Genomic DNA, 14,057 nt, shown 5'->3' with positions numbered 1-14,057 from the left:
TTTAGCTAGATGTAAAGTATAGTTATAAGCAAGAGGCTTTAGTCAAAATTCTCAAAGTTTGGCTAAAGCCTGATATGTTTTCAATTTGAAACCTCCAGCTAAAGCAGGAAGGCAATTCAAAAAAAATTTTGCGACTTAGCGTCTTTGCGAGCAAAATTTTGTCACGATAAAATAAAACTTAGCGAACCTTGCGTAAATCTTAGCGCTCTTTGCGGTTAATAAAAACCCCAAATTTCACGCAAAAAACATTGAAATTTAAACTTTAAACAAAACTTTATTCCTTAAATTTGTGACGCTTAAAATAAAATAGATAAACTATGAGTTCATTTGACGTAGTCATTATAGGTTCAGGTCCTGGCGGATATGTATCAGCAATTCGTTGCGCACAATTAGGTTTCAAAACTGCTATTGTAGAAAAATATACTTCATTAGGCGGAACTTGCCTTAACGTAGGTTGTATTCCTTCAAAAGCATTATTATCATCTTCTCACCACTATTCAGAAATTGCTCATTTTGCAGATCACGGAATCGAAGTTTCTGGTGATGTAAAAATCAATTTAGAGAAAATGATCGCGCGCAAACAAGCTGTTGTAGATCAAACCGTAGGTGGAATCAACTACTTAATGGATAAAAATAAAATCACTGTTTTCAATGGTATAGGTTCTTTCGTAGACGCAACTCACATTGCTGTTGCAAAAGCTGACGGAACTTCAGAAACTATTGAAGCAAAATATACTGTAATTGCTACAGGATCAAAACCATCTTCTTTGCCATTCATCAAAATTGATAAAGAAAGAATCATCACTTCGACTGAAGCTTTAGCTTTAAAAGAAGTTCCAAAACACTTAGTTATTATTGGTGGAGGAGTTATCGGAATCGAGCTTGGACAAGTGTATCTTCGTTTAGGAGCTCAGGTTTCTGTAGTAGAATTCATGGACAGAATTATTCCAGGAATGGACGGGGCGCTTTCTAAAGAATTAACTAAAGTATTGAAAAAACAAGGAATGAAATTCTATGTTTCTCACAAAGTAAAATCAGTTGAAAGAAACGGTGATGCTGTTGTAGTTCAAGCTGAAAACGCAAAAGGAGAAACTATTACTCTTGAAGGAGATTATTCATTAGTTTCTGTTGGTCGTCGTCCTTACACAGACGGATTAAACGCTGATAAAGCTGGAGTTAAAATTTCAGATAGAGGACAAGTTGAAGTAAATGATCATTTACAAACCAGTACTCCAAATATCTACGCAATTGGTGATGTTGTTCGCGGAGCGATGTTGGCACACAAAGCGGAAGAAGAAGGAGTGATGGTTGCTGAAATCTTAGCGGGCCAAAAACCACATATCGATTATAACTTAATTCCTGGTGTAGTTTACACTTGGCCAGAAGTTGCTGCAGTTGGACAAACTGAAGAGCAATTGAAAGCGGCTGGAGTTAAATACAAATCAGGAAGTTTCCCATTCAAAGCTTTAGGACGTGCGAGAGCAAGTGCTGACTTAGACGGATTCGTAAAAATCTTGGCTGATGAGAAAACAGATGAGGTTTTAGGAGTTCACATGATTGGTGCTCGTACAGCAGATTTAATTGCTGAAGCAGTTACTGCAATGGAATTCAAAGCTTCTGCTGAAGACATTTCAAGAATGAGCCATGCGCACCCAACTTTCGCGGAAGCGGTAAAAGAGGCAGCATTGGCAGCTACAGAAAATAGAGCTTTACACGTATAATTTTTACTTTAAATCATATTTATAAACCGTCTCATTAAAAAACGAGACGGTTTTTTTATGCTTCACAAAATATAATATTCAAAAATAATTTTGTAAATTAGATGTGTATTTCGGGTGCTATCTTTATGGTATTTAAAAAGATAGCGTTATGAAAAGCAAATATATAGTTCCAGTTTTAATTGGAGCAGGAATCGGAATCGCGCTGAGTTCTTGTGGAGGAGGAATTCCGGATAAAGCAAAACCTGTAACTAATTTTGACAAAGCCAGATATTTAGGTAAATGGTATGAAATTGCCAGATTAGATTACAAATGGGAAAGAGATTTAAACAATGTTACAGCCGAATATTCTTTGAATGATAACGGCACCATAAAAGTCGATAATAAGGGCTATGATGTCAAAAAAGACAAGTGGGAAGAAAGCATCGGGAAAGCCAAATTTGTCAAAAAAGACAATATTGGTATGCTTAAGGTCTCATTTTTTGGTCCTTTTTATTCAGGATACAATGTTATTGCCATAGATACAGAGTATAAATATGCTCTTGTAGCAGGCGAAAGTTTAAAATATATGTGGATACTTTCAAGAGAAAAAACAATTCCAGAAAGTGTCAAAGCAGAATTTCTGATCAAAGCTCAAGATATTGGATATAACGTAACCGATTTAGTTTGGGTAAAACACGATAAAACAAATTAAAAAGAAACCCGGTCGTAAAGAACCGGGTTTTTTATTTTTAGTTTTGAAAAATCAAGGAGTGAAAACCGTTTTGTAATTATCCCAATATCTATAAATCAAAAATAAATTACCGATGAACAGAAGTACGGCAACTGGAAGCCCATCTGGAGCTAAAAAGTAATTGATAAACAAAATATTAATTGTAATTGGAAGAATTAAAATGTTTGCTAACGTAACAAAACGTCCTGTTACAAACGAAATTCCACACAGTAATTCAACAGTTTTTGCCAGTGGCAGTAAATAAGTCGAAGCAACTAAACCCATATTAAAGGCCTTAAAATTCCCCGTTGTTTCCGGTTCTGGAGCTAATTTTAGAAAAAACGAAATGGAAGCAAAGAGTAGTAAAAGACCAATCAAAACGCGGACAATAATAGTAGCAATTTTCATAATACTTAAAATTTGAATAGGTTAATAGATATAATTAGTGTGCTGAAAATGCAAAATCTATATTCTCAAATAAAAAGAAAATCTATTTTTAGAATCACTTTACTGAGAATTCAATAATCAATAATATTCTATTTTGGGATTAGTTTAAATGCTATATCAAATATAATGATTTTTTTGCTTACTAAATTGCTGAATTTTAACAGTTTTGATTATTTTTTGAAATATTTTTTATAGGCTAAATAACATCCAATTGCAATTAATATAAAAGGCCATAAATTAAGGAAAAAGACAAAAACTGCCTGAATGATATACAAACCATTTTTTAAAGCATCGACAATTTGAATTCCTAAATTAGGCTCATAGCTGCTGCCGTCTTTTTCACTTGCCGTTACTTCTTGTTTTACGGTTTGATTTTGATAAAGCTGTAAAGTAACAGTGCTGAAATTAATCTGATCTTTTAAAGAAAGATTGTTTAAAACAGCATTATCATTAGCTTCCTTTTGATTTGCTAGTGTATTTTCGGCATCAACAATATCATTTACTTTTTTGCCTTTGTTGTCAATTGCTTTTGTAATTCGGTCAGCACTTTCACTATTTCTTTTTTGAGAAAGCTGATTGCCTAATAATTTCAACGAAACATCATCGGCTTTAATCACTCTAAAATCCAAAAAGTCAATTTGTCTTGCAATGGTTTTAATTACAGTATCTAATTGCGTATTAGGAACTCTAATAGTAATGTTATTTTCAACCGTAAATTTGGTTGTTTCCAGCGTGCTGTCCTGACTTATTTTAGTTTTAATCTGGTCCTGAATAGTACTTTGCAGATTTGTATAGGTTACAAAACCTCCAAATTTCTGAACCGCATTTTCGATTGCATAAGTTGATTTGACCACATTCTTAACCTTGAACTTTAAATCGGCGGTTCGGATAAATTTCTGATTACTGTCTTTTTTTTCAACAGCAGCCGATGAAGAAATTGCGGTACTGTCTACCGCATAATCAGCAGTTTCAGATGTAGCATAATCTGCTTTTTTACACGAAAAAAGCAATGTAGTGATTACCAAAGTGGTTAATCCTAGTTTTGTAATTGTTTTCATAAAAGGTTAAAAATTTGATTAAATAAACTTTTGTTGGTTAAAAGGTTTCTGATTGTGTAAAATATTTTATGAATCGATTCAAAATCGATAGACTAAAAAGCGTGCCAATAATTTTAGATATTCTTTTATCGAAGGATTTTTTTTGTTGTAATTTTGAAGTTTAAAAAAATATCATTTTTGAGAGTTTCTATTCATAAACATATTTCAAATCCTTCCGATTTTAAACAACAGCTTTTAACGTGGTCACAGCAGTTTCGGGAGGTTGTTTTTTTGGAAGGCAATGGCTATCCAGAAGAATATTCGAGTTTCGATTGCATTCTGGCAGTTGATGCTTTTACATCAATTAAAACTGATTTTCACAATGCATTTGATGATTTAAAACAATACAAGCAAACGACTAAAGACTGGCTTTTTGGTTATTTGTCGTATGACTTAAAAAATGATATTGAGGATTTAAAATCCAATAATTTTGACGGATTAGAATTTCCCGATTTATTTTTCTTTCAGCCTAAAAAAGTTTTTTTATTGAAAGAGAATCAGCTTGAAATGCAATATCTGCGTTTTTGTGATGATGAATTTGAAGATGATTTTACTGAAATTATACAAACCTATTCTGAATCTTTTGCCTCATTAAATAAAATTGAAATTAAACAGCGAATTTCAAAAGATGTATATGTAGAAAAAGTAAATCAAATGCTGCATCACATTCATATTGGTGATATGTATGAAGCAAATTTCTGTATGGAATTTTATGCCGAAAATGCCATTATAAATCCGTTAGAAAAATTCAGAAAACTAAATGAAATTTCACAAGCGCCGTTTTCAGTTTTCTTTAAAAATCACAAACATTTTCTGCTTTCAGCATCGCCGGAAAGGTATTTGAAAAAAGTTGGAGAAACCATTATTTCTCAGCCAATCAAAGGAACCTCTAGAAGATTTGCTGATCCAATTGAAGATGAAAAATCAAAAAATAGTTTAGCTTCAGACGAAAAAGAGCGTGCTGAAAATATCATGATAACAGATTTGGTACGTAACGATCTTTCGCACACAGCGCAAAAAGGTTCGGTTGAGGTAAAAGAACTCTGCGGAATTTATTCGTTTCTGCAGGTACACCAAATGATTTCAACGGTTATTTCAAAATTAGATCAGCAATATTCGGCTGTTGATGTTTTAAAATCCACTTTTCCAATGGGAAGTATGACCGGAGCTCCCAAGATTTCTGTAATGAAGATTATTGAAAACCTCGAAGAAACCAAACGCGGACTGTACAGCGGTGCGGTTGGTTATTTTTCGCCAGAAGGTGATTTTGATTTTAATGTCGTAATCAGAAGTATTTTATACAATCAAGAAAAACAATACGTTTCATTTTCAGTAGGAAGTGCCATAACATCGCAGTCTGTCCCTGAAAAAGAATACGAAGAATGTTTACTGAAAGCAAAAGCAATGCACGAAGTTTTACAATAATTTTTTTTCGCCACGAATTACTTCGTCTATTCGCTATCGCTCGGGTTACGAATTATTAATAATCGCAACGTAAAAATAATTTGCGCTAATTTGTGGTAAAAATTGCGCCATCTGCATAAAAAAAATAATTCGTGAATTCGTGGCAGAAAACAATGCTTAACATTTCATTTAAAAATAGATCGAATTTAATTTTTTACTTTTATAGAATGTTTTCAAAATTCAAAAATCATATCGTTTCCCGTTTTCCTTTTTTGGCAGAGAAAAAGCTTTTTCTCGCTGTAAGCGGCGGATTAGACAGTATGGTTTTATTGCATTTATTTAAACAATTAAACTACGAAATAGCAGTTCTGCATTGCAATTTTCAGCTTCGCGGACTAGAAAGTTTTGGAGATCAAGAATTTATTCAAAACTATTGCGATCAAAACAATATCAAAATTTTTACGACCCAATTTGATACCGAAGCTTTTGCCAATGATTACAAAGTTTCGATACAAGTTGCAGCAAGAGAACTTCGCTACAGCTGGTTTTATGAACTTTTAGAAGAAAAAAACTTTGATTTTCTATTAACTGCTCATCACGCCGATGATAATCTGGAAACTTTTATTATCAACTTAACGCGAGGAACTGGATTAGAAGGATTAACTGGAATTCCAGAACAAAACGATAAAATAATCCGTCCGCTGCTTCCATTTTCTAGAGATGAAATCTTGAAATACGCTGAAGAGCACAAAATAGAATGGAGAGAAGACAGCAGTAATGCTTCGACTAAATATCTTCGAAATAAAATTCGTCATGATTTAGTTCCCATTTTAAAAGAAATCAATCCTAATTTTTTGGATGCTTTTCAGAAAACACAATCTTTTCTGCAGGAATCAAATGAAATGGTGGAAGATGCTTCAATTATGGTATATCAGCAAGTTGCTAAAGAAGCTGGAGATGATATTCATTTCGATTTGAATCAGCTTAAAAAACTTCCGAATTATAAATCATATTTGTACCAATGGCTGAAAGAATTTGGATTTTCGGCTTGGAACGATATCTATGATTTAGTGGAAGGACAGTCTGGAAAACAAATTTTTGCAGAAGAATTCAGATTGTTGAAAAACAGAGAAATGTTGATTTTAACGCCCTTTTCGGGAACATCAGAAAAAGAAGAATTTGAAATTTCTGAAAACGATACAGAAGTTAATTTTCCCTTAAAAATGACACTTTGTAACGTAGGTCACACAACATTCGGTTCAAATAGAACTATATTTGTCGACGCTGAAAAAATCCATTTTCCACTTATATTACGTAAATGGAATGAGGGTGATATTTTCCAGCCTTTTGGAATGAATGGTAAGTCAAAAAAAGTCAGCAAACTTTTTAAAGACGAGAAATTATCCCTGATTGAAAAAGAAAAAACATGGATTTTATGGTCGGGAGATAAAATTGTATGGGTAATCGGAATCAGACAGGACGAACGTTTTAAAATTGAAAATACCACAAATAAAATACTTAAAATAGAAATGCAATAATGAACTTTAATCAAAACCTAAACACGATAACTTCAAGAAGTATCTGGAACAGAATCACAGTTTTTTTACTGTTTTTCTTTTTTGCTTTAAATAGTAATGCCCAAATACTCGAACCTGTAAAATGGACGTCAAAAATTGAGAAAAAAGGAAACAATGCCTTATTGATTTTTGATGCCGTAATCGAAAAAGACTGGCATATGTATTCGCAGTTTACACCAGATGGCGGACCTCTAGCTTTGGAAATTACGTTTAAAAACCAGAAAGGAAATTATGAGTTAGTTGGAAAAGCCAAAGAAGGTAAAACCAGAACGGCTTTTAATGATGTTTTCGGTGTAGACGAGACTTTCTTTGAAGGAAAAGCACACATCGAACAAGAAATAAAAATCATCAATCCAAACTTAAAAACGGTTGATGTTGATTTTGATTTTCAGGTTTGTAAAGAAGTTTGTATCAATTCAAGCAAGAAATTTTCAATTTCAGTACCTTCTACTTTCAAAATGGATGAAGTTCCTGCTTTAACAGAAGCTAAATTGGATGAAACAAAAGTGACAGGTCTGGCGATTGATACTATTAAAAAAGAAGCAGCAGCACAGCCAAAAACTGAAACAGCACAAACAGCAAAAGAAGAAATCCCTGCCTCTGCACCAGCAAGAAGTTTGTGGTCAATCTTTTTTATAGCTTTTATATCAGGATTCGCGGCATTATTAACGCCATGCGTTTTCCCAATGATTCCTATGACGGTGAGCTTCTTCACTAAACAAAGTAAAAGCCGAGCAAAAGGAATTAGAAATGCTATTTTCTACGGACTTTCAATTATTGCTATTTATGTGATTTTAGGTCTTATCGTGACTAAAATATTTGGTGCCGATGCTTTAAACGCTTTGTCTACAGATGTTTGGTTTAACCTGATTTTCTTTGTGATTTTAGTGGTTTTTGCTACATCATTTTTGGGGGCTTTCGAAATTATGCTTCCAAATTCATGGGCAAACAAAGCAGATCAACAAGCAGATAAAGGCGGTATAGTTGGAATCTTATTTATGGCATTGGCGCTTGCAATTGTATCATTTTCTTGCACAGGACCAATTGTAGGAACGTTATTAGTGGATGCGGCTTCAAACGGAGGAATTGCTCCAATTGTGGGAATGTTAGGATTCTCATCTGCACTGGCACTTCCGTTTATGTTATTTGCTATGTTCCCGGGCTGGTTAAATTCATTACCAAAATCTGGCGGATGGCTGAATACAGTAAAAGTGGTCCTAGGGTTTTTAGAATTGGCTTTCGCATTCAAATTTTTATCAAACGCTGATTTAGTTTTACAATTGCATTTCTTAGAAAGAGAAGTTTTTATTGCGATTTGGATTGCTATTTTCGGTGCGCTTACTTTATATTTATTCGGAAAAATTACATTGCCTCATGATAGTCCTACGCATCATATTTCGGTTGGAAGACTGTATTTAGGATTGTTGACTTTAGTGTTCACGATGTATTTAATTCCAGGACTTTGGGGTGCACCTTTGAAATTAATAAGTGCATTTCCGCCGCCTCCAACCTACAGTGAAAGCCCGTTTGGAGTAGGAGGTTCTGTTAATGGAGTTTCTTCTGAAGCTGGAAAAGGAATGCCGGAAGGTGCCGAATTAGGTCCGCACGGAATTATGGTTTTTCACGATTATGAGGATGGATTAGCTTACGCAAAAGCAATTAATAAACCAATTATGCTTGATTTTACTGGGTATGCTTGCGTAAACTGTAGAAAAATGGAGAATAATGTTTGGTCTGAACCAACGATTCTTCCCATTCTGAAAAATGATGTGGTTTTGATTTCGCTTTATGTAGATGACAAACGTGAATTGCCAAAAGAAGAGCAGTTTACAACTGAAGCTGGAGATAAAATCATTACGGCAGGAGATAAATGGACAGATTTTATGATTTCAAAATATAAAACTAACACACAGCCTTTATATGTAATTACAGATTTGGAAGCAAACAATTTAAACGCTTCTAAACCAACAATCAGTTACGTAAGTGCTGATGAATATTTGAAATGGCTGAAAGAAGGGATTTCGAATTTTAAGTAGTAGTTGTTTGTTGTTTGTTGTTTGTTGTTTGTTGTTTGGGTTTAAACACTATCTTATAATCTGCAGCTATATTAGAAAATTTAAAATCCACAATCTAAAATCAGCAATCATCAATCTACAATCTAAAATATTTTATAATCAAAAAGCACTCTAAGTCAAATTTAGAGTGCTTTTTTTATCAAGTAACGAAAGTGAAAATTAAATCTTATAAGAATTCTCCGTGTTGAGAAATATCTAATCCTAGTTCTTCTTTTTCTTCAGTAACTCTTAGCGGTGTAATTTTGTTTACAATGAAAAACAATACATAAGAAGCTACAAATGCGAAGATTGAAACGACAACTAAAGCAATTAACTGATTGATGAATAATGTTGGAGTTCCGAAGATTAAACCTTGATTATCTCCAACAGCAGGATTGATTGCTTTTGAAGCGAAAACACCAGTTAAAAGCATACCTACCATACCACCAACACCGTGACAAGCAAATACATCAAGGGCATCATCAATTTTACCTTTAGGGAATTTGCTTACTACAATGTTACTTACAATTGCAGAGAATAAACCGATGAAGATTGCGTGAGGGATACTTACGAAACCAGCAGCAGGTGTGATAGCCACAAGACCTACAACAGCTCCAATACAAGCTCCAAGAGCAGATAATTTGTGACCTAAAATTTTATCAAGGAAAACCCAAGCCATTGCAGCGGCAGCGGCAGCAACCGTAGTGGTTCCTAAAGCTTGAGCAGCAAGACCATTTGCTCCTAATGCAGATCCAGCGTTAAAACCAAACCATCCAAACCAAAGTAAACCTGTTCCTAATAATACATATGTAATTCTCGCAGGATTCACTTTTTGAACTTTTCTTTTTCCTAAGAAGATAGCTCCCGCTAATGCAGCCCATCCAGCACTCATGTGAACTACTGTTCCACCAGCGAAGTCTAATACTCCCATTTTAAAGAAAACTCCATCAGGATGCCAAGTCATATGAGCAAGCGGCGCATATATCAATAATATAAATAAAACCATGAATAATAAATAAGCCCAGAAACGTACACGCTCTGCAAATGCACCTGTAATTAATGCAGGAGTAATGATAGCGAATTTTGCCTGGAATAATGCGAATAAAATAAATGGAATCGTTGGTGCAAGGCTCCATGCAGTATTAGTTCCAACTCCTGCAAAGAACAAATTCTCAGAAGGGTTTCCGATAATTCCTCCAATTGTTGGTCCAAAAGCCAAACCAAAAGCAACAACAGTCCATAAAATTGTAACAATTACCATTGCCATAAAACTTTGCAGCATAGTACTAATTACGTTTTTCTTACCAACCATACCTCCATAGAAAAATCCTAAACCAGGAGTCATTAACAATACAAATGCAGTTGCAACGATCATCCAGGCAGTATCTCCTGTATCAAACTTTACAGCTTCTGCTGGAATGGGGTTGTCAGCAATAATAAAGTTTGATATAAAGGTTAGTACCAAAATAGTGATAAGAATCACACTTAAAATAATTTTTCGCATAGTTATTTAGTTTTAAAATTTTTGATAAAAGTATAAAATGATTTGATACCCCCTAAAAAAATAGGGTTTAATGTTTAATTTTTGTTAATTTTAAAATTTGACCCCTTAAAATTTGCATGAATTTCTTAAAACAAACTTAAAATTTACATTTTAGCAGCAATTTTTTTTCTATTGCTTTTAAATTGGTTATTTTTCTTAATTTTTTGATACGTTTTTTTGAGTTAAAGTTGAAGTTTAATGCTTAAAAACATCTAATAGTTAAGTTTGATGAAGTATATTTGATGTTTTTAACAAATTTTGTAATTAAAATTTAAGAATGAAAAATCATAAGATTAAATGGGGAATTGTCGGCCTCGGAAATATTGCACATCAATTCGCAGCAGACTTATTATTAATTGAAGATGCACAATTAATTGCTGTGGCCTCGAGAGACCTTTCTAAAGCCAAAGAATTTGCAGAAAAATACAAAGCCCCTAAAGCTTACAAATCTTATGATTTACTTTTTAATGATCCTGAAGTTGATATTGTGTACATTGCAACGCCTCATAATTCACATGCCGAATTATCAATAAAGGCACTCGAAAATAATAAACATGTTTTATGTGAAAAACCAATGGCATTATCTTATAAAGATGCTGAACGCATGATAGAAGTTTCTAAAAAATACAATACCTTTTTTATGGAAGCATTCTGGACACGTTTTATTCCATCTGTTCAAGATGTTTTACAGAAAATAAATGATGGTAATATTGGAAAGGTAAATTACATTAAAGCCGATTTTGCCTTCTACGGAAGTGAAACCGAACACAAACGTCTTTTCGATAAAGAATTAGGAGGAGGAGCGCTGTTTGATATTGGAGTTTATCCGCTGTTTCTGTCTTATTTATTACTTGGAAAACCCAAAGAGATTCTAGCAAAAGCGATAAAACATGCCAACGATATTGATTTACAGACTTCGATAATACTTCAATACGAATCGGCGCAGGCGATTTTGCATGCGTCTATTGTTTCTGATTCTGATATGAAAGCTATAATCTCAGGAACATTGGGAAGAATAGAATTAAATGCTCCTTGGTTTGTAGCCGATGGTTATTCTTTATTTAAAAACGAAGAAAAAGAAGCTGTTTTTACTTTGCCAACTTTAGGAAAAGGATATTCACATGAAATTATCGAATGCCATACCTGTATTCGAAACAATCAAATTGAAAGCAAACTTTGGTCGCATCAAAATAGTTTGGATTTAAGCAGAATAGTTGAGGAAGTTAGAATTAGATCATAAAGTTATTTTCTCAAACTTAATCTGAGCGCCTTCGCAATTCTTGGACGATTATATCTTTGAAGGAAAATTGGATAAAGATTAAGCAGCAGATTTAATACTAATAATGATAGCGATTTGACAAATCCAAATTCAAGTGCCACGAAAACATTAAATCCTAATACTATAATTAAAATTATAAGATGATCCAGTTCTGATTTTTTGGTTTGATAATATAGTTTCTCTAAAGATTTTGTGTTTTTTTCGATTGGAAAAGTTTTTCGGATTACTTTTTCCCAGCCAACCAAAACTAATAATTTTCTAAAAATATTTATACCAAGATTCTCGTAAACCTTTCCTCTTTTTTCCCAAGTTTTTTCATCGTAATACGAAGAAGCAAGCGGGCTTTTTAGTGCATCCGTAAAGTAAGTTACAAAAAGCATCAGCAAAAAGTTTAAAGCCCAGGCAAATGAAAACTTATCTATTTTAATATAATATACTAAAGCAAACGTAGATCCAATGGTGGCTGTAGCGATAAGAATTAAAAGTAAAGTTTTTTTCATTAATTGAGTTTTTGGTTGTCGTTAGAATTATTTTATAAACATAAATAAAATAATGAAATCATTTATAGAAATTTAAGATTAGAATTTTATTTAATTATAAAAAGTAATAAAATATTTACAAATATTTTTTCTCATTCTTTTTTAATTAGATATTTTTACCTTTTTATAAGAATTTATTTATGTTAGTAAAAATTTACGGAAGTGCCGTTTTTGGAGTTGAAGCTACAACTATTACAATCGAAGTGCACATGGATAAAGGGATTGGTTATCATTTAGTTGGACTTCCGGATAATGCCATAAAAGAAAGCAGTTACCGAATCGCAGCCGCTTTAAAAAACAACGGATTAAGTTTTCCAGGAAAAAAAATCACGATAAATATGGCTCCTGCTGATCTAAGAAAAGAAGGCTCTGCTTATGATTTGCCACTTGCTATGGGGATTTTGGTTGGTTCAGATCAAATAGAAGCCCCTGAAATCGAACAATATATAATTATGGGAGAACTTTCGCTTGACGGAAGTTTACAGCCTATTCGAGGGGCTTTGCCTATTGCCATAAAAGCAAAAGAAGAAGGATATAAAGGTTTTTTTCTGCCCATTCAAAATGTAAAAGAAGCCGCAATCGTATCAGATTTAGATGTATATGGCGTTTCTAATCTTCAGGAAATAATTGATTTCTTCAATGGAAAAGGCACTCTTGAACCTACCGTTATCGATACTCGCGCCGAATTTTACAAAACATTAGATTTTCCAGAATTTGACTTTTCAGATGTCCGCGGACAAGAAAGCATCAAACGTTGTATGGAAATTGCAGCAGCAGGGGGACATAACATCATTTTAATAGGTCCGCCGGGAGCAGGAAAAACCATGCTTGCAAAACGTGTCCCGAGTATTTTACCGCCTATGACCTTGCGTGAAGCACTCGAAACAACAAAAATTCATAGTGTGGCAGGAAAGCTGAAAGAAGTAGGTTTGATGAATCAGCGTCCGTTTAGAAGTCCGCATCATACTATTTCGAATGTTGCACTTGTGGGTGGCGGAAGTTATCCACAGCCAGGCGAAATTTCAATGGCACATAATGGTGTTTTGTTTTTAGATGAATTACCGGAATTTAAAAGAGATGTTTTAGAAGTAATGCGTCAGCCGCTTGAAGATCGTGAAGTTACGATTTCAAGAGCGAAATTTACGGTTACGTATCCATCGTCATTTATGTTGGTGGCTAGTATGAATCCAAGTCCAAGCGGATTTTTTAACGATCCGAGTATGCCGAATACTTCCTCTCCGCATGAAATGCAGCGATACATGAGCAAGATTTCAGGTCCGCTTTTAGATCGAATCGATATTCATATTGAAGTAACACCAGTTTCTTTCGAAAAGTTAGCTGATGACCGCAAAGCCGAAAGTAGTGTTGAAATCCGAAAACGTGTAACGGCCGCTAGAGAAATTCAAACCAAACGTTTTGAAGGAATCGAAAACATACATTACAATGCGCAAATGAGTAGTAAACTAATCCGTGAGTTTTGTGTTTTGGATGAACAATTAAAAGAACTTCTGAAAAATGCCATGGAACGCTTGAATCTTTCTGCGAGAGCTTATGACAGAATATTGAAAGTGGCACGCACAATCGCTGATTTAGATCATTCTGAAAATGTGGTTTCGTATCATATTTCTGAAGCTATTCAATACAGAAGTCTGGATCGAGAAGGATGGCTGGGATAAGGTTTTGTTTA

The 14,057-nt window shown here is 33.9% G+C and carries 11 protein-coding genes; 7 read left to right on the top strand and 4 right to left on the bottom strand.

Going from position 1 to position 14,057, the window contains the following annotated elements; translation table 11 throughout:
* The first annotated feature begins 317 nt into the window (after positions 1-317).
* Complete coding sequence (gene lpdA / locus J0383_RS04565) at positions 318-1,721, top strand: dihydrolipoyl dehydrogenase (protein WP_207297268.1); 1,404 nt, start codon at positions 318-320, stop codon at positions 1,719-1,721.
* A 148-nt stretch (positions 1,722-1,869) separates the two neighbouring features.
* Positions 1,870-2,412, top strand: a complete 543-nt coding sequence (locus J0383_RS04560) for a lipocalin family protein (protein WP_207297267.1) — start codon at positions 1,870-1,872, stop codon at positions 2,410-2,412.
* 51 nt (positions 2,413-2,463) lie between these two features.
* On the opposite strand, the gene J0383_RS04555 is transcribed toward J0383_RS04560, so the two are convergent.
* Positions 2,464-2,838, bottom strand: a complete 375-nt coding sequence (locus J0383_RS04555) for a DoxX family membrane protein (protein WP_207297266.1) — start codon at positions 2,836-2,838, stop codon at positions 2,464-2,466.
* A 209-nt stretch (positions 2,839-3,047) separates the two neighbouring features.
* Positions 3,048-3,935: a DUF4349 domain-containing protein gene (locus J0383_RS04550; RefSeq protein WP_207297265.1), complete on the bottom strand. Its 888-nt coding sequence runs from the start codon at positions 3,933-3,935 to the stop codon at positions 3,048-3,050.
* Between the two features lie 177 nt (positions 3,936-4,112).
* Between J0383_RS04550 and J0383_RS04545 the strand changes: the two genes are divergently transcribed.
* From J0383_RS04545 to J0383_RS04535, 3 genes are all read left to right on the top strand, one after another.
* Complete coding sequence (locus tag J0383_RS04545) at positions 4,113-5,399, top strand: anthranilate synthase component I family protein (RefSeq protein ID WP_207297264.1); 1,287 nt, start codon at positions 4,113-4,115, stop codon at positions 5,397-5,399.
* Between the two features lie 206 nt (positions 5,400-5,605).
* Positions 5,606-6,916, top strand: coding sequence for a tRNA lysidine(34) synthetase TilS (gene tilS, locus J0383_RS04540; RefSeq protein ID WP_207297263.1), 1,311 nt, complete (start codon positions 5,606-5,608; stop codon positions 6,914-6,916).
* Positions 6,916-8,991 carry a protein-disulfide reductase DsbD family protein gene (locus J0383_RS04535; protein WP_207297262.1) on the top strand — a complete coding sequence of 692 codons (2,076 nt, stop codon included), beginning with the start codon at positions 6,916-6,918 and terminating at the stop codon, positions 8,989-8,991. Before tilS ends, J0383_RS04535 begins: the two co-directional genes overlap by 1 nt.
* 205 nt (positions 8,992-9,196) lie before the next feature.
* On the opposite strand, the gene J0383_RS04530 is transcribed toward J0383_RS04535, so the two are convergent.
* Entirely contained in the window at positions 9,197-10,513 is a 1,317-nt protein-coding gene (locus J0383_RS04530) for an ammonium transporter (protein ID WP_207297261.1), read from the bottom strand.
* A gap of 316 nt (positions 10,514-10,829) precedes the next feature.
* Here J0383_RS04530 and J0383_RS04525 point away from each other — a divergent pair, with 316 nt between their 5' ends.
* Positions 10,830-11,792: a Gfo/Idh/MocA family protein gene (locus J0383_RS04525; RefSeq protein ID WP_207297260.1), complete on the top strand. Its 963-nt coding sequence runs from the start codon at positions 10,830-10,832 to the stop codon at positions 11,790-11,792.
* 2 nt (positions 11,793-11,794) lie between these two features.
* Here the strand turns inward: J0383_RS04525 and J0383_RS04520 are convergent, their stop codons facing one another.
* Entirely contained in the window at positions 11,795-12,331 is a 537-nt protein-coding gene (locus tag J0383_RS04520; protein ID WP_207297259.1) for a glycosyl-4,4'-diaponeurosporenoate acyltransferase CrtO family protein, read from the bottom strand.
* Between the two features lie 179 nt (positions 12,332-12,510).
* Between J0383_RS04520 and J0383_RS04515 the strand changes: the two genes are divergently transcribed.
* On the top strand, positions 12,511-14,046 hold the full coding sequence (locus J0383_RS04515; protein ID WP_207297258.1) for a YifB family Mg chelatase-like AAA ATPase: 1,536 nt from the start codon (positions 12,511-12,513) through the stop codon (positions 14,044-14,046).
* Positions 14,047-14,057: the final 11 nt, after the last annotated feature.

This window comes from Flavobacterium endoglycinae, assembly GCF_017352115.1.
Classification (GTDB): domain Bacteria; phylum Bacteroidota; class Bacteroidia; order Flavobacteriales; family Flavobacteriaceae; genus Flavobacterium; species Flavobacterium endoglycinae.
This window is presented reverse-complemented; position numbering and strand designations above follow the sequence as displayed.